The 16,128-nt window shown below is 26.8% G+C and carries 15 protein-coding genes; 11 read left to right on the forward strand and 4 right to left on the reverse strand.

All coding sequences use genetic code 11. The annotated features are described in order from the left end of the window. Positions 1-211 precede the first annotated feature (211 nt). The 3 genes from HMPREF0202_RS02040 to HMPREF0202_RS02050 form a co-directional block, all read right to left on the reverse strand. On the reverse strand, positions 212-565 hold the full coding sequence (locus HMPREF0202_RS02040) for a cupin domain-containing protein (RefSeq protein ID WP_023049864.1): 354 nt from the start codon (positions 563-565) through the stop codon (positions 212-214). Between the two features lie 70 nt (positions 566-635). Further along, a complete protein-coding gene (locus HMPREF0202_RS02045; RefSeq protein ID WP_023049865.1) occupies positions 636-872 on the reverse strand; it encodes a hypothetical protein in 237 nt (78 codons plus the stop codon). Positions 873-1,044: 172 nt separating this feature from the next. Continuing rightward, a complete protein-coding gene (locus HMPREF0202_RS02050) occupies positions 1,045-1,803 on the reverse strand; it encodes an acyl-CoA dehydratase activase (protein WP_023049866.1) in 759 nt (252 codons plus the stop codon). Between the two features lie 177 nt (positions 1,804-1,980). On the opposite strand from HMPREF0202_RS02050, the gene HMPREF0202_RS02055 reads away from it, so the two are divergent. The 10 genes from HMPREF0202_RS02055 to HMPREF0202_RS02100 all read left to right on the forward strand — a co-directional run bounded on the left by HMPREF0202_RS02055 (position 1,981) and on the right by HMPREF0202_RS02100 (position 12,451). After that, a complete protein-coding gene (locus tag HMPREF0202_RS02055) occupies positions 1,981-3,129 on the forward strand; it encodes a double-cubane-cluster-containing anaerobic reductase (protein WP_023049867.1) in 1,149 nt (382 codons plus the stop codon). A 45-nt stretch (positions 3,130-3,174) separates the two neighbouring features. Next, positions 3,175-4,434, forward strand: coding sequence for a sugar ABC transporter substrate-binding protein (locus HMPREF0202_RS02060; RefSeq protein WP_023049868.1), 1,260 nt, complete (start codon positions 3,175-3,177; stop codon positions 4,432-4,434). Between the two features lie 101 nt (positions 4,435-4,535). After that, positions 4,536-5,312 (forward strand): carbohydrate ABC transporter permease, encoded by a 777-nt coding sequence (locus tag HMPREF0202_RS02065; protein WP_245576440.1) that lies wholly within the window; start codon positions 4,536-4,538, stop codon positions 5,310-5,312. 1 nt (position 5,313) lies between these two features. Beyond that, positions 5,314-6,150, forward strand: coding sequence for a carbohydrate ABC transporter permease (locus HMPREF0202_RS02070; protein WP_023049870.1), 837 nt, complete (start codon positions 5,314-5,316; stop codon positions 6,148-6,150). Between the two features lie 137 nt (positions 6,151-6,287). Further along, complete coding sequence (locus HMPREF0202_RS02075) at positions 6,288-6,962, forward strand: response regulator transcription factor (protein ID WP_023049871.1); 675 nt, start codon at positions 6,288-6,290, stop codon at positions 6,960-6,962. Beyond that, complete coding sequence (locus HMPREF0202_RS02080) at positions 6,943-8,247, forward strand: sensor histidine kinase (RefSeq protein ID WP_023049872.1); 1,305 nt, start codon at positions 6,943-6,945, stop codon at positions 8,245-8,247. Before HMPREF0202_RS02075 ends, HMPREF0202_RS02080 begins: the two co-directional genes overlap by 20 nt. Further along, positions 8,210-9,454 carry a TolC family protein gene (locus HMPREF0202_RS02085; RefSeq protein ID WP_023049873.1) on the forward strand — a complete coding sequence of 415 codons (1,245 nt, stop codon included), beginning with the start codon at positions 8,210-8,212 and terminating at the stop codon, positions 9,452-9,454. The genes HMPREF0202_RS02080 and HMPREF0202_RS02085 overlap by 38 nt, the downstream gene beginning before the upstream one ends. After that, on the forward strand, positions 9,454-10,557 hold the full coding sequence (locus tag HMPREF0202_RS02090) for an efflux RND transporter periplasmic adaptor subunit (RefSeq protein WP_023049874.1): 1,104 nt from the start codon (positions 9,454-9,456) through the stop codon (positions 10,555-10,557). The genes HMPREF0202_RS02085 and HMPREF0202_RS02090 overlap by 1 nt, the downstream gene beginning before the upstream one ends. Further along, on the forward strand, positions 10,554-11,231 hold the full coding sequence (locus tag HMPREF0202_RS02095) for an ABC transporter ATP-binding protein (RefSeq protein WP_023049875.1): 678 nt from the start codon (positions 10,554-10,556) through the stop codon (positions 11,229-11,231). Before HMPREF0202_RS02090 ends, HMPREF0202_RS02095 begins: the two co-directional genes overlap by 4 nt. Beyond that, positions 11,228-12,451, forward strand: a complete 1,224-nt coding sequence (locus HMPREF0202_RS02100) for an ABC transporter permease (RefSeq protein WP_023049876.1) — start codon at positions 11,228-11,230, stop codon at positions 12,449-12,451. The genes HMPREF0202_RS02095 and HMPREF0202_RS02100 overlap by 4 nt, the downstream gene beginning before the upstream one ends. Before the next feature lie 107 nt (positions 12,452-12,558). Here the strand turns inward: HMPREF0202_RS02100 and msrAB are convergent, their stop codons facing one another. Next, complete coding sequence (gene msrAB, locus HMPREF0202_RS02105) at positions 12,559-13,515, reverse strand: bifunctional peptide-methionine (S)-S-oxide reductase MsrA/peptide-methionine (R)-S-oxide reductase MsrB (RefSeq protein ID WP_023049877.1); 957 nt, start codon at positions 13,513-13,515, stop codon at positions 12,559-12,561. Positions 13,516-13,653: 138 nt separating this feature from the next. On the opposite strand from msrAB, the gene HMPREF0202_RS02110 reads away from it, so the two are divergent. Then, a partial coding sequence (locus HMPREF0202_RS02110; RefSeq protein WP_023049878.1) for a calcium-translocating P-type ATPase, PMCA-type occupies positions 13,654-16,128 on the forward strand: 2,475 nt, incomplete at its 3' end.

Raw genomic sequence — 16,128 nt, forward strand, 5'->3', positions numbered from 1 at the left:
ATGGTGCTGTCATATTAAACTCCTCCTTATTTTGATTATAAAATAATTATAAGCAATTAAAATAATCAATCCAAAATTGTTTTTTTATTCAAAATAAAGAACGTATTTCCTTTTTAAATAATTCATATTTTTTATATACTACCTTAACATTAGTGTTATTTAATTTTTTTTATAAAAAAAAGATAGAATTTTTAAAATTCTATCTTTTATATTAAACCCTATGATTGATTACAACTGCTATCATTTCTAGTTCATTTTCTCCAATATTAGTAAGAGAATGTTCTTCTCCATGAGATGTATAAACTACATCACCTTCACCAACTTCATAAGTTCCCTCAGCTTCTTGAACCTCTCCCTTTCCATTTAAAATATAGTAAACTTCAAAGTCATTCTCATGCTTATGAAAACCTATTGATGAACCTTTCTCTAAAATTACCCTACTAAAGAGCTTTCCCTCATCTTTTAGCTCAGACGCAGTTAAAATCTCAATCATTTTTAATTTGCCAATCCCACCTTTTAAACCGTCAATTTCATTAACTTTTAAATCAGATTTTTTCTTAATCATAATTACATCCTTCTTGAAATTTTATTTTTAGAATAACATTAATCAAATATAATTTCAAGAAAAATATCTATTAGTTAATAATCTCTAATAACTCCCAATCCTCTTCACTTCTTTTAAAGTATCTAATAACCCAATCATTTTCTAATTTTAACTTTAACTTTTCAATATACTTAAACGCATCTTCCGGTGTAGGGAAAAATTGTCTTGAATCTATAAAGTCATAGTTTTCATTATTTATAACCTGTATCCCTTTAAAAATTTCAACTTTATACTGTCTTTTTAGCTCTTGCTTCTTTACGTAATTCATAAAACCTCCGATTTAAATTTTATAAAATAACTAAATAAAAATAAAACAGCCTTGTTCTAGGTACAAGGCTGTATGATAAATCATTTAAAGACTTTATATTTTTAAAATATACACTTTGACAAAAAATACTACTTCATATCATTATATCGCATATTTGTAAAAAAGTATAGTTTTATATTTTTTGCATCAACGCTGCTCCGATAGCTCCTGCATAACGAGCTAAATCATGTGTATTTACTTTTTTCCCTAACTTTTTAGAAAGTTCCTCTATAAAGTATGGACTAGCACATAATCCACCAGAGAGAAAGTACTCTTCTGTTAATTTACTTCTACTTGCAAGACCAACAACTTTATTCACTACTGAATCTATAATACCACAAGCTATATCCTCTTTAGCAGCTCCCCTTCCCATTAAGCTAATTATTTCACTTTCAGCAAAAACTGTACACATTGAAGATATCTCAACTTTTTCTCCAAGTGTTGCTAACTCATATAACTTATCTAATTTTACACCTAAAATATTTGCCATAACCTCAATAAAACGCCCTGTTCCAGCAGAGCACTTATCATTCATAATAAAATTTTCTACATTACCACCAGAAACTTCTATAACTTTGGTATCTTGTCCTCCTATATCTATAATTGTAAAATTAGTTTTTTTAGTTATATATTGAACACCTTTACTATGACATGTGATTTCAGTAACAGTTTTATTAGCATATGGAACTGAAATTCTTCCATATCCAGTTGCTGTAACTTTACACTCTTCAAAATTATATCCTTCGTTTTCTAAATCTTTTTTTATTTTCTCAGAAGTTTCTACGCTACTCCATCCACTAGGAACAGAAAAAAATCTTTCCAGTATATCATTATGAAATATCGCAACTTTTGTAGCTGTAGAACCTATATCAATTCCAATTCTTATATCCATTTTGTTTTCAACTCCACACTCATATAATTTTTTTTATCAAATATATTTTATCATACTTTTATGTATTATTTTATAAAATAAATTTATAATGTTTAAAATTAGTTAGCACTATGCTCATTTTTGGTATATAATTATTTAGTACGTAAAATTCAATTATTAATATTTTAAGGAGATGAAATGAAAGTAGATTTAAACGAAGTTTTTGAAGAATTTGCTGAAGCTAGAAGAAATGGCTTTCTAAAGGTAAAAGAATTAAAAGATCAAGGAGCTCATATAGTTGGGACATTTTGTACATATACACCTAAAGAGATTATTTATGCTGCTGGTGGAACTCCAGTTACTCTTTGTGGTGTAAGTAATGATACAATTCCAGCTGCTGAAATTCATTTACCAAAAAATCTTTGTCCACTAATAAAATCAAGTTACGGATATGCTATCTCAGATAAGTGTCCCTATATGTATTTTTCAGATTTAGTTGTAGGTGAAACTACATGTGATGGAAAAAAGAAAATGTATGAATTACTTGGAGAAATAAAAGATACCTATGTAATGCAACTACCTCACTCACAAGATTCTGAATATGCAAAAAATATGTGGAAACATGAAGTTATAAAATTTAAAGAAAAACTTGAAACGAAATTCTCTACTTCTGTAACAGAGGAAAAACTACGTGAAAGTATAAATTTATGTAATAGAGAAAGAATTAGTCTTTCAAATTTTTATTCATTAGGTAAACTTATTCCTCCTCCTATATCAGGATATGATATGTTTACAATTTTAAATGGTGTTCTATATATTTTTGATAAAGAAGAACAAATTGCAAAACTTAATGAAATTACAGCAAGTCTTAAAGAGTTGCATGCAAATAATGAATGTAAAATATCAAAAACTGCTCCTAGAATTTTAATAACTGGTTGTCCCCTTGGAGGAGTTGCAGATAAAATTATAAAACAATTAGAAGAAGTTGGTGCTGTTGTAGTTGTATATGAAAACTGTGGTGGAACAAAAAATACTGAAAAGTTAGTTGATGAAAATGAGGAACCTATAAAAGCTATTGCTGATAAATATCTTTCTATACCTTGCTCTGTAATGAGTCCAAACAAAGGAAGAGAAGATATGCTTTCAAATCTTATTAAAGAATATAAAGTTGATGGTGTTGTAGAGATAATTTTACAATCTTGTCATACTTATGCTATTGAAACCAGAAATATAAAAAGACATGTCAATAACCTTGGGGTACCTTTTATATCAATTGAAACAGATTATTCAACATCTGATAAAGGACAAATTAGAACAAGATTAGAAGCTTTTGTTGAAATGCTTTAATTTTTAATTTTAATGAAAATACAATAATTATTAGGAGATTAAACTATGAAAAGAAAAATTTTAACTACGACACTTCTTGCTTTAGCAGGTATTTCATTTTTTACAGGATGTTCTAAAGAATCTTCTGAAAAAGCTTTAGAAAAAGAAAAAACTACTGAAATTAGCTTTATGATTCCTGACTGGGGTGTTCCATCTCAAGCTATGTTAGATGAATTTCAAAATGAATCTGGAATTAAGGTAAACATCGAAACTGTTTCATGGGATGATATTAGAAATAAAATAGCTATTGCTGCTAATGGAAAAAAAGCTGCAGCAGATGTTTTTGAAGTTGATTGGTCTTGGGTTGGTGAGTTTGATAGTGCTAATTGGTTAGAACCTCTAAATCTTACACAGGAAGATATGAATGATATCCCTAGTTTATCAACATTTATTGTTAATGGAAAAACACTCGCTGTTCCTTATGCAAATGACTTTCGTATAGCTTACTATAATAAAGATTTATATAAAAGTGCTAATTTAGAAGAACCTCAAACTTGGGATGATGTTACTAAAAATATGGAAACTCTAAAAGAAAACAATATTCTTAAATATCCATATACATTCCCTTTAAATGCTAATGAAGGAACAACTACATCTTTTATTTGGTTAACTTATCTAAGAGATGGAAAAGTTTTTAATGATGATAATACTATCAATAAAGAAAATGCCCTTAAAACATTAAATTTTATAAATAATATGGTTAAAAAAGAACTTATTAATCCTGCTAATTTAACAATGAGTGCTATTGATACATATAGAGAATTACTTTCTAAAGATGCTGCATTTATGGTTGGACCAACTTCGTTTATTGCAAGAGCTACAGACCCTAATCAATCTAAAGTTATTGGAGAAATAGATGTTATTCTTCCTCCTGGAGAAAATGGAAAAACTACTCAAACTATGGCTCTTACGGAAGCTGTAGGAGTATCATCTCTTTCTGAAAATAAAGAGGCTGCTAAAAAATTTGTAGAATGGTATACATCAAAGAAAACTCAGAGAGCTTTCTTTAAAGAGATTAGTGCAATACCTACAAGAACCTCTGTTTTAAATGAAGTTATCGATGCTGGAGAGATTAAAAATCCTGGTGCAATGAAAGAAGTTTCTCTATTAGTTAAATCTCCTTTTCCAAATGGAGTTCCAGCTTATTATGCTGAAATGAGCAATGCAATTTATAATGCTGTTAACAAAATGGCAAGTGGAAATATTACTCCTGAAGTAGCTGTAGAAGAAATTGACTCTAAAATTAAGGATCTTTTAAAGAAATAATGGTAATAAAAATTAAACAAAATAAAATGTTTCCTTATTATTTAATTTTACCATCTTTTTTTATTATAATTTCTACAGTTTTATACCCTATTATTCTGACTTTGTTTTATAGTTTAGAATACTACAAGCTTACAAAGCCCTATGATCGAAAGTTTATAGGGCTTCAAAACTATATAGATATTTTTAAAGGTACTGAATTTTACTCTGCTTTTATTAATACTTCAATTATTATTATAGTTATACTAAGTTTAGGGATAATTTTTAGTTTTCTTGTCGCTTTAATACTTGATAAACAGAATAAATTTACTAGCCTATTAACTGCAATAGCCATAATACCTTGGGCTCTTCCTCCTGTTGTCAATGGACTTATTTGGAAATTTATATTTTATCCAGAATTTGGTTTTATAAATAAATTTTTTTATTATTTTAATTTCGTTGATACCCCAATATTGTGGTTAAATTCTAGATATGGTTCACTTATTATATTTGGAATTATTGTTGCTTGGAGAGCAATTCCATTTTGTTGTATTCTTCTTCTTGCTAATATTAAAGCCATACCTGAAGAGATATTTGAAGCTGCTGAAATTGATGGAGCATCGTCTTTTCAAAAAATAAAAAACATAATGCTTCCAATACTATTTCCTACATTTCTTATAGTTATAACAAATTTAATATTAATAGGAATTAATGTTTTTGATGAAGCAATATCTCTTGTCGGTTTTCGTAAATTAGGAGAACCTTTTATGGTATATAACTATAATCAAACTTTTTCTTTTTTTAATATTGGATATGGAAGTGCTATTTCTTATACAATAACAATATTATGTGGTGTTTTAGGTATTATTTATATAATTTTTATTAATAAGAGGTGGAAATAATATGAAAATAAAAAAAGAAACAATTATTTATTGTATAGGTGTTATTATATTTCTTTTTTTAATATTAGGTCCTATATTTTGGTGTTTTATTATTAGTGTTGGTCATGAAAAAGATGTTTTTAATAATAGAAATAGTTTTTTTCCAACTTCTGTTAGTTTTTTTAATTATAAAAAACTTCTAGATATCTCTACAAAAGAAGGCAATAGCTTTCTTTTAGCTATGAAAAGCTCTCTTTTAACAAGCTTTATAACTGTGGTTTTAGGTACTCCATTAGCTATTGTAACTGGATATGCTTTAGCAAGATTTAAAAATAAAGTTATTTCTATATTTATGGGCCTTTTATTTTCTACATTAATCATTCCATTATTTACAACGATTATACCATTATATACAATTTTTTCTGAATATAACCTCTTAAATAATCTCTTTTGGTTAGCGATAGTTTATATCTCATCTTTTCTACCATTAGTTACATGGATAACTATGAATTATTTTAAAGAGTTTCCTATAGAAATTGAAGAGATGGCCCTTATAGATGGATGCACTAAGTTTGAAGTCATCACACATATTCTTATTCCTAATGTATACCCTATAATAATAACTAGTATGTTAATTATATTTTTAAAATCATGGAGTCAATATCAATTACCATTAGTTTTAGCAGCCTCTAGAGAGATTAAACCTTTAACAGTTTTAATTGCAGAATTCTCTTCAAAAGATCTTATACTTTATAGCCAAATAGCCACAGCAGGAATTCTTACCATAATTCCTCCAATGATTTTTTCTTTTATATTTAGAAATTATCTTATTTCAGGCTTAACTAAAGGGTCATCTTAAAATTATATCGATAGTCCACTTATTTTAGTGGACTATTTTTTATTACACACAAAATACACATAAAAAAAATAAAATAGATTATATTTATAAATTGAGATAAAATATATTAATATTTTAATTTAGTTATAGGAGATTTTATGGAAAAAATTTTAATTATAGAAGATGAAGATTTTTTAAGAGATATCTTAAAAAGATATCTTGAAAAAGAAGGCTATGAAGTTATTGAAGCAAGTAGTGGTGAAATTGGAATAAAAAAATTCTATGAAAATAACTTTGCTCTTATTTTACTTGATGTTATGTTGCCTGGAATTCAAGGATGGGAGGTATGCAAGGAAATCAAAAAAATATCTGATACTCCTATTATAATGCTCACTGCTCTTGGTGATGAAGATGATGAAATCAAAGGATTAGAACTTGGTGTAGAAGATTATATCGGAAAACCATTTAAACCTAAAGTTTTAGTGGCTAGAATTAATTCATTGATAAAAAGAAAAAGAATATCCTCTCTAGAAAAAATTGGAGATTTAGAAATTGATAGAGAAAATTATAAAGTTCTAAAAAATGGAGAAGAATTAAATTTAGGAAATAAGGGTTTTGCTCTTTTAATGTACTTTATTTTAAATAAAGACTTAGTATTGACTAGAGAAAAAATTTTAAATAATATTTGGCCTTTGGACTTTGAAGTTGATGAAAGAGTTGTTGATACACAAATAAAAATATTAAGAAAAAAAATTGGTGAAGGATATATCAAAACTGTTAGAGGAGTTGGCTATAAATTTCAGGAGGTAGAAAATGAAAAGGATATCATATAAAATTTTTCTATTTTTAAATTGCTTAACTTATGGATTTATAGCTTTATATGTTCTTATTAACTATCTCTTTTTAGAAGATTATCAAATTGGTTTAAAAAAGAAAGAAATTATCTCTCTAGCAAAAGAATATAAAAGTGAAAACTATGAGGATTTTAAAGAAGAAGCACAACTCAATGCTATTTTTATAAAAGAAGTTTCTATTTATAAAGAAAAAAATATTAATGATAAGAGAAATATAAAACCACACCCTATGAAAATTGTTGAAAACGAATTATGGGATGAAGTTAAAAATGGAAAAGAAGTTTTAAATATTCAAATGGGAAGAGATAATATAAAACGAATTGTTTTAGCTAAAAAATTAAATGACGATAAAATGTTAATTGTAACTACGTCTATTGCTCCTATTACTGACGTTATAAAATCAACTTTAAAATTTTTTATTTACATCATTCTTTTAAGTATTCCAATAAATTTATATATTGCTTATAAGTTTTCAATAAAAATGGGAAAACCTATTGAATCTGAACTTTTAGAGCTTAATGCTCAATTAAAAAACGAATTAGAAAAACAAAAAAAATCTGAAGCTTTTAGAAAAAATTTTATCTCTAATGTTACACACGAATTAAAAACTCCTGTAGCTATAATTGATGGATATAGTGAAGCGATTTTAGATGGTATTATTGAGTTAGAAGAAATACCAGATATTTGTAAAAACATTAATCTAGAAGCCTCTAATATGAATGCTTTAATTCAAGAGTTACTTTTTTATTGCAAAATGGAATCTGGATATATTCCAATAAAAAAAGAATATATAGATTTAAAAGAAACTATTAAAAATATTTTAAAAAGATACGCCATAGATTTTAAATTAAATAATATAAATTTAAAAACTTCTTTAGAAAAAGTTGAAGTATATAGTGATAAAAAACTTTTAGATCGTTGTCTTAATAATCTTATTATTAATGCACTTGCATATGTTAATACAGAAAAAAATATTGAAATAATACTAAATAAAAATGAAATTATTATTAAAAATAGCAGTGAAATTTTAAAAGATGATAATTTAGAGGAATATTTCAAACCTTTTTCTAAGAAAAATGATAAAAAAGTCAGAAAATATGGTGGCACTGGATTAGGGCTTTCTGTTGTTTCAGAAATTCTTAAAAATCTTAATTTAGAATATAACTTTTATTATGAAGTTAATGAAAAAGTTGTGATTTTTAAAATTTTATTAAAAGGAGATCAAAATGAAAAAATATATATTGATAACTCTACTTCTGAGTAAACTCATTTATTCTCAAGAGGTTAGTTTAGACAAATTATTAAATGAAATCAATAAAACCTCTTATGAAAATCAAATATATAACATAAAAAATAATCAAAATAACTTTAAAGAAGATTATTATAAAACAGGTAGATATAATGGTGTTAAAGTTGACGGCGGAACTGAGTACAAAGATAAAGAAAATAGATATACTTTTGAAAGCAGCGTTAGTTATGGGGATTTTTATGTTCAAGGTGAAAAAGTTAAAAATGATGAAAATAAAGTTACCTACGGAGCTAAAAGAAGCTTAAAAGATTTAGTTTTTTCTAAAGATGATAATGAGTTAAGTAAATTAAAAGTAACAAGGGATATTACTAAAATTGATTTAAAGCAAGGAATTGAAAGTCAAAAATTATCTCTAATAAATTTATACAAAGATTATAAAGATAATCAATTTGAACTTAAACTTAAACAAAATGCTTTACAAACTTTGGAAAAAGAAAAAAAAGTTCTAGAAAAATCTTACCAGATGGGATCAATACCTAAAATTGATTTAGATAGTCTTTTAGTAAGTTATAATAGTATTAAACTAGAGATTGATAAAATTGAACATATCTTAGAAAAAATTATTGAAAGATTTTATTATGATTACGGTTTAAAACTTCAAGAAGCTAAACTAGCGGATATTGCTCCAAATAAAAATAATTTAGAGAAATATATATCTTTAGTTGGAGAAAAAGATTTGAAAAAACTAAATCTTGAAAAAGAAATTACAAAAGAAAATATTAAATATTTAAAGTATGATAATAAAGTTCCGGAGATATCAGTAGGAGTTGAAAGGAATACTTTAAATGATGAAAATAGAGTATTCTTAAAATTCTCAAAAGATATTTTCTATAAGGATATTGACCTTTCTAATGAAGAAAGTTCTCTTATGGAAAAAGAGGTAACTTATAATCAAAGAGCAAATGAAGTGATTGCTGAAAGATATAAAATTCAAGATAATTATTATACTTTACAAAAAGATTACCTAGTTTTAGAAAACAGAGTAGATTTAGAAAAATCTAAATATGAAATAAAAAAATTAGAGAATACTCTTGGAAAAGTTAGTTATACAGAAGTTATGGAAGCTTTTGATAACTATCTAGAGCTTGAGGTATCAAAAGAAAAGGCTAAAAACTCTCTAAATTCATATATCTATCAGATTATAGTAAGGAGCGAAATTTAATGAAAAAGAAATTTTCAATACTAACAATTCTAGCAACACTATTTATTTTAGGAGCTTGTGGACAAAAAAGTAAAAATACTCAATCAAAAACAACATATATTGCTGAAAAATCAAAATTAGATAAAGGAAGTGGATTTATAGATGTCGATGGTAGTGTTGAAGCCAACGATACAAAAAAAATCTTCGTAGATAAAAAATTAAAAGTAAAAAAAGTTTTCGTTCAAGAGGGTGATTTTGTAGAAAAAGGTCAAATTTTAATGACTTTTGACGAAACAGAAAGAAATAATATAAAAAGAAATCTTGAAAAAGAACAATTAAATCTTTCTAAACTAAAAAGAAATTATGCTGTTGAAAAAGAATTACATAAAATTGGAGGAAGTTCAGCGAACTCAGTTAAAGATCTAAGTGAAGAGATTCGAACTTCAGAGATTAATATAGATTATTATAAAGAAGATTTAGAAAAAACAGCAGAAAAAATTGAAAGCCCTGTTAGTGGTACAATTACCACTTTATATGCTCAAGAAAATTATTCAGTTAATACTGATGATCCTCTTTTAGAACTCACAGATTTATCCGATATAAAAATTGTTTTAGAAGTTCCTGAATATGAAGTTAAAGATATCAAACTTAATCAAAAACTAACTATAAAACCTGAAGTTTTTGAAAAAAAGATATCTTATCCTGGAATAATAACAAAAATTTCTAGAGTATCACAGGTTTCTAAAAATACCTCTGAAAATGTTCTTCAAGTTGAAGTTAAACCAACCGAAGAAATTCCTCATATAGTACCTGGATTTAAAGTTTCTGCAAGAATATATTTAGGTGATGAAGAACCAGGAATCATTATTCCATCTACATCCTTACTTTTTGATGGCACTAACTATTTTATTTATATTAGTGATGAAAATGGAAATATTCAAAAAAGAATTATTGAATTTAAAGATCTCAAAGGAGATAAAGTTATTATAACAAAAGGTCTTTCTCAAGGTGAAATTTTCATAACAAATCCCAATGATAATTTAAAATCTGGAGATACCATTGAGATTACTATATCTGAAAATTCTAATAACTCTTCTCAAAAAAAGGGGAAGAAAGTACAATGATAGAAATTAAAAATTTAAACAAATATTATATAAATGGTGAAATGAAACTTCATGCTTTAAAAAATATTAATTTTTCAATAGAAAAAGGTGAGTTCGTTGCAATTATGGGAAGTAGTGGAAGTGGTAAATCAACTATGATGAATATTTTAGGTTGTTTAGACCATACTTTTGATGGAACCTATATTCTCGATAAAATTGATATTTCAAAACTTAAGGATGAAGAACTCTCAAAAATTAGAAATCAAAAAATAGGTTTTGTTTTTCAATCCTTTAATCTATTATCAAAACTATCAGCTTTAGAAAATGTTGAGCTTCCTTTAGTTTATGCAGCAGTTCATCATAAAGAAAGAGCTGATAAAGCTAAGGAAGTTCTAGAAAAAGTTGGTCTTAGTGATAGATTAAATCATAAACCAAATGAACTTTCTGGCGGACAAAGACAAAGAGTTGCTATAGCTAGAGCCCTTGTTAATGAACCTGCTATAATTTTAGCTGATGAGCCCACTGGAAATCTTGATAGCACTTCTGAAAAAGAGATTATGGAACTTTTCAAAGAATTAAATAACCAAGGAAAAACCATTATAATAGTAACTCATGAACCTGAAGTAGGAAAATCTTGCAAAAGAGTTATTCGATTTAAAGATGGAGAGATAATAGAGGATGTGAGAAACTTATGAATTTCTTAGAAAGTTTAAAAGGTGCCATCCAAAATTTGAAAGGAAATAAGATTAGATCATTTTTAACAATGTTAGGTATTATCATTGGTATTTCATCTGTTATAACAATGTCTGCTATAGGAAAAGGTGGACAGCAAAATATAACTGGTGATTTAAAGGAAGGTGGATATGGAAAATTTACCATATCTATTGATAAAGACGATGAAGAATTTAGATGGAAATATCTTTTAGAACCTGAAATTGTAGATTCTCTAAAAGAAACAAATATTTTTAAAAATGTTAGTGCTAATATAAGTACTCGTGTATTTTTAGAGCTTGGAAAAAGAAGGGAAATAATTCAACTTATTGCTACTACACCTGACTACGAAAAAATTGATAAAGCTGAATATATTTTTGGAAGAAAATTTTTACCTTTTGAATATGAAAAGGGAGAAAAGATTCTAGTTATTGATAATTTAACAGCCAAGGATCTTTTTGGAAGTGCTGATAAAGCTATTGGAAAAGAGATGTCTTTTGCAGTTGGAAGGAAAAATAGCCCCATTACATATAAAATTGTGGGAGTTTTTAAAAACCCTCTTGAAGAACTTATTACAGTTATGGGTGGAAGAAGAATTCCTAGATTTATGAGGACTCCTTTAAATACCTATGATAAAGTTTATAATCTTTCAAAAGGTGGATATAATTCTATTATTGTTGAATCTAAAAATCCTGAAAATTTAGCTGCTGATATGAAAAATGCTAATATAATTTTAGAGGACATAACTGGAGTTAAAGGCCTTTATCAAGTTGAAACTATGAGTAATGCTGCTGCATCTTTTGATAATATTTTAAGTACTCTTAACCTTTTTATTACTTTTGTTGCTGGCATTTCGCTATTTGTTGGTGGAATTGGAGTTATGAACATAATGCTTGTAAGTGTTATTGAAAGAACTAAAGAAATTGGAATTAGAAAAGCTATCGGTGCAACAAATAAAGATATACTTATTCAATTTTTAATGGAATCTGTTATTTTAACTGGAATTGGTGGAATTGTTGGAGTTTTAATTGGTATTACTTTAGCCTTAGTTATTGGTTACTTTGTTAATATACCTCCCGTATTTTCTGTATTTTCAATAACTTTAGCCTTAGGAGTTTCAACTTTCATTGGAGTTATATTTGGAGTAACTCCTGCAAAAAAAGCTTCACAGCTTAATCCAATTGATGCTTTAAGAGCTGAGTAAATTTTTTAAAAATATTTTTATATAATAAAATCCATCATTTTAGTAATTTTTTAATTTTAAAAATGATGGATTTATTTTATTATAACTTCATTTATTTTATTATAACTTTATTTTTTTTCTATAATACTTTTTAAATAACCATATCCTTTTTCTTCCATATTTTTCAATGGAATAAATTCGATAGCAGCACTATTTATGCAATATCTTAAACCTCCGAATTCTCTTGGTCCGTCGTCAAATACATGTCCTAAATGAGCTTTTCCAACTCTACTCACTACCTCAACTCTTTCCATATTGAAGCTACTATCTCTATGATAATTCACTACCTCTGGTGCAATTGGTTTTGAAAAACTTGGCCATCCACATTGAGAATTAAATTTATCTTTAGATGAAAAAAGTGGTTCTCCCGTTGTAACATCAACATAAATTCCTGACTCAAAAAAATCCCAATATTCATTATTAAAAGCTCTTTCTGTATCTGCTAATTGTGTTACTTTATATTGTTTTTCTGTTAATTTAGATTTTAATTCATTATCTGATAATTTAGTATATTTATTTTCATCAATTATTATATTATCGGCTTTTGATAAATCTATATGACAATAACCATTCGGATTTTTCTTTAAATAATCTTGATGGTAATCTTCTGCTAAATCAAATCTAATTAAAGGCGTTACTTCTACCATAATTTTTTTAGGATAATTTTTTTGAAGTAATGTAATCTCTTTCTCGATAATCTCCTTATCTTCTAAATCTGTATAATAAATTCCTGTTCTGTATTGAGTTCCTTTATCATTTCCTTGCTTATTTAAACTAGTTGGATCTATAATTCTAAAATAGTATTTTAAAAGTGTTTCTAAACTTATTTTCTCAGAATTATATATTACTTCAACAGTTTCAGCATGTCCTGTCCCGTTATATATAACGTCTTCATATGTTGGATTTTCTGTTATTCCATTTGCATATCCTGAATTAGCATCAATCACCCCATTAATTCTTTTCATATAAGCTTCTACTCCCCAAAAACATCCACCAGCTAAATATATTTTCTTAATATTTTTCACTTTATCACCTCTAAGAGTTTTTTATTATTATATTTATTCTACATATCAACTGTCAAATTTCTTCTTAAATTAAAAAGAAATTAAAAAAAAACTTGTAAAAACTAAAAAGATTAGTATTTATGAAAGGAAGGTAAATTTATGGATAGCTTAAATGATAATAAGTTTTACAAAAAAGATTTAAAAGAAATCTATAAAATTTTTGATAGTAGCGAAACTGGATTAACATCTTATAAAGTTAAAAATTGGATTAATCGTGGAGCTAAAAATTTATTGACCAAGGCTCCTGAAAAAACTTTTCTTTCAAGGGTTTTGGTAGCTATTTCAGAACCTATGGTTAAAGTTTTAATAATAGCTATTTTTTTGACAATTATAATAAATATAATGTCTATTGAGCAACATCAAACTCCAGACTGGGGACAAACTATTGGAATAACCTTTTCAGTTCTTTTAGCAACTTTAGTAACTGTATTTATGGAGAAAAGATCCCAAGACGCCTTTCTTGCTTTAAAAGAAATTGGAGATAAAAGAAATATTAAGGTTATGAGAGAAGGTACAATTTATGAAATCCCTATCGAAGATATTTTTCCAGGAGATATTATTTTTATATCTACAGGAGATAAAATTCCTGCTGATGGAAGAATAATTGAAAATAATGATTTAGAAATTGACGAGTCTCTATTAACAGGAGAAAGTCAAGCTTCTAGAAAAATTCAAGAACCTCTACAAGGAGATAATTATTCTCTTGGTGAAAGACTTAATATGGTTTATTCTGGAACCTTTGTAGTTTCAGGTCATGCTAAAATTCTAGTAACTGCTATTGGAGACAATACTGAAATTGGAAAAATATCTACATCTGTACAAATCGAATATAATATTCTAACTCCATTGCAAAAAGAATTAGGAAATTTAGGTAAAAAAATTGCTATTGCCGGAATTGGAATAGCTATTATTGTCTTTTGTCTTAAAATATTTAACTACTATATTGATAACCAATTAAATTTACAAAATATTGCACAAGCTATAACTATCTGTATTGTACTTATTGTTTCTACTATTCCAGAAGGACTCCCTACTATGATTGCCGCAACTTTAGCCCTAGGAGCAATTCGCCTTTCTAAGGAAAATGCCTTAGTCAAAAAATTAGCTGTTTGTGAATCTATCGGGGCTATTGATGTTATTTGTTCTGATAAAACAGGAACATTGACTGAAAATAAAATGAGTGTCATTAAAATTGAAAATTTAAATGAAGATATGTTAGTAAAAAATATTTTCTTTAATAATAGTTCAGCTTTCTCCCAAGATAAAAATTCAACTAAAAAATTTATAGGAAATCCTACTGAAATAGCTCTTCTAAATTATTACTCAAATTTAAAAGAAAAATTTATAATAAAAGAGGAAAAACTTCTTTTTCAATACCCTTTTAACTCTACAAAAAAAAGCATGGGTAGTATTATATCAACCTCAGCTTTAAATAATTACATATTTTTTATTAAGGGAGCTCCCGAAAAAATATTTGAAGTTTGTAAAATCTCTGAATTTGAAAAACAAAATCAACTCCAAGCAATTCAAGAAGAGCAAAGAATTGGAAGAAGAGTTATTGCCTTTGCCCATAAAACCTTATCAAGAGAAGAAAAGTGGAGAGATTTTGAAAATAATCTTATGAAAGATTGTATCTATGATGGTTTCGCTTCAATTTCAGATCCTATTAGAAAAGAAGTTTTTGATGCTATTACCACATGTCAAAAAGCTGGTATTGATGTTAAAATTCTTACAGGCGATAATACCTTAACTGCTACTACGATAGCTAATGAGTTGGGTTTAATCAAATCCGATTCACTTATCCTTGATGCAAAAGATATAGATTCTATGAATGACTACGAACTAAGGGGAAAGTTACAACATATTTCTGTTATTGGAAGAAGTAACCCTTTAACTAAACTTAGAATAGTTAATACTCTTATGGAAATGGGAAAGTCTGTAGCTGTTACTGGTGATGGAATAAATGATGCCCCTTCGCTTAAAAGAGCAGAGGTAGGTATTGCTATGGGAGTAACAGGAACTGAAGTTTCTAAAGAGACTGCTGATATAATTCTTCTTAATGATTCTTTTGCTACTATAGTTAAAGCTATCGAGTCTGGAAGAGGTCTTTATGAAAATTTTCAAAAATTTATTCAATTTCAACAAATAGTAAATGTTGCTGCCTTATTTCTTATTCTAATGTTTGAACTTTTAGATTGGGGTACACCTTTAAAGCCTATTCAAATTCTATGGATTAATATTATGATGGATGGTCCTCTTGCAATCTCACTAAGTTTTGAAAAAACTAGAAAATATATCATGACTGAATTACCAAGAGATAAAAGCAAAAGTATTGTAACCACTGATTTATGGATTAATATCTTTACAAACTCTACATTTATGGTTTTGTCTATGATTTTTTTTATAAGGGTTTTTCATATCAATAAAGAAATGACGCCTACATATATTTTTAACCTTTTTATATTTTTAGTTATATTTAATGTTTATAATTGCAAAAGTATTGGAAAAAACTCTATACTAAAAAGTTTTTTTAATAATAAAGTTCTTAATATAATTTTTATAAGTACTATTATT

The sequence above is a fragment of the Cetobacterium somerae ATCC BAA-474 genome (assembly GCF_000479045.1).
GTDB lineage: Bacteria > Fusobacteriota > Fusobacteriia > Fusobacteriales > Fusobacteriaceae > Cetobacterium_A > Cetobacterium_A somerae.

Bases quoted from the DNA above. Each gene is read 5' to 3' on its own strand.
- HMPREF0202_RS02040 (WP_023049864.1), bottom strand. From the start codon at position 565: ATGATTAAGAAAAAATCTGATTTAAAAGTTAATGAAATTGACGGTTTA.
- HMPREF0202_RS02045 (WP_023049865.1), bottom strand. From the start codon at position 872: ATGAATTACGTAAAGAAGCAAGAGCTAAAAAGACAGTATAAAGTTGAA.
- HMPREF0202_RS02050 (WP_023049866.1), bottom strand. From the start codon at position 1,803: ATGGATATAAGAATTGGAATTGATATAGGTTCTACAGCTACAAAAGTT.
- HMPREF0202_RS02055 (WP_023049867.1), top strand. From the start codon at position 1,981: ATGAAAGTAGATTTAAACGAAGTTTTTGAAGAATTTGCTGAAGCTAGA.
- HMPREF0202_RS02060 (WP_023049868.1), top strand. From the start codon at position 3,175: ATGAAAAGAAAAATTTTAACTACGACACTTCTTGCTTTAGCAGGTATT.
- HMPREF0202_RS02070 (WP_023049870.1), top strand. From the start codon at position 5,314: ATGAAAATAAAAAAAGAAACAATTATTTATTGTATAGGTGTTATTATA.
- HMPREF0202_RS02075 (WP_023049871.1), top strand. From the start codon at position 6,288: ATGGAAAAAATTTTAATTATAGAAGATGAAGATTTTTTAAGAGATATC.
- HMPREF0202_RS02080 (WP_023049872.1), top strand. From the start codon at position 6,943: ATGAAAAGGATATCATATAAAATTTTTCTATTTTTAAATTGCTTAACT.
- HMPREF0202_RS02085 (WP_023049873.1), top strand. From the start codon at position 8,210: ATGAAAAAATATATATTGATAACTCTACTTCTGAGTAAACTCATTTAT.
- HMPREF0202_RS02090 (WP_023049874.1), top strand. From the start codon at position 9,454: ATGAAAAAGAAATTTTCAATACTAACAATTCTAGCAACACTATTTATT.
- HMPREF0202_RS02095 (WP_023049875.1), top strand. From the start codon at position 10,554: ATGATAGAAATTAAAAATTTAAACAAATATTATATAAATGGTGAAATG.
- HMPREF0202_RS02100 (WP_023049876.1), top strand. From the start codon at position 11,228: ATGAATTTCTTAGAAAGTTTAAAAGGTGCCATCCAAAATTTGAAAGGA.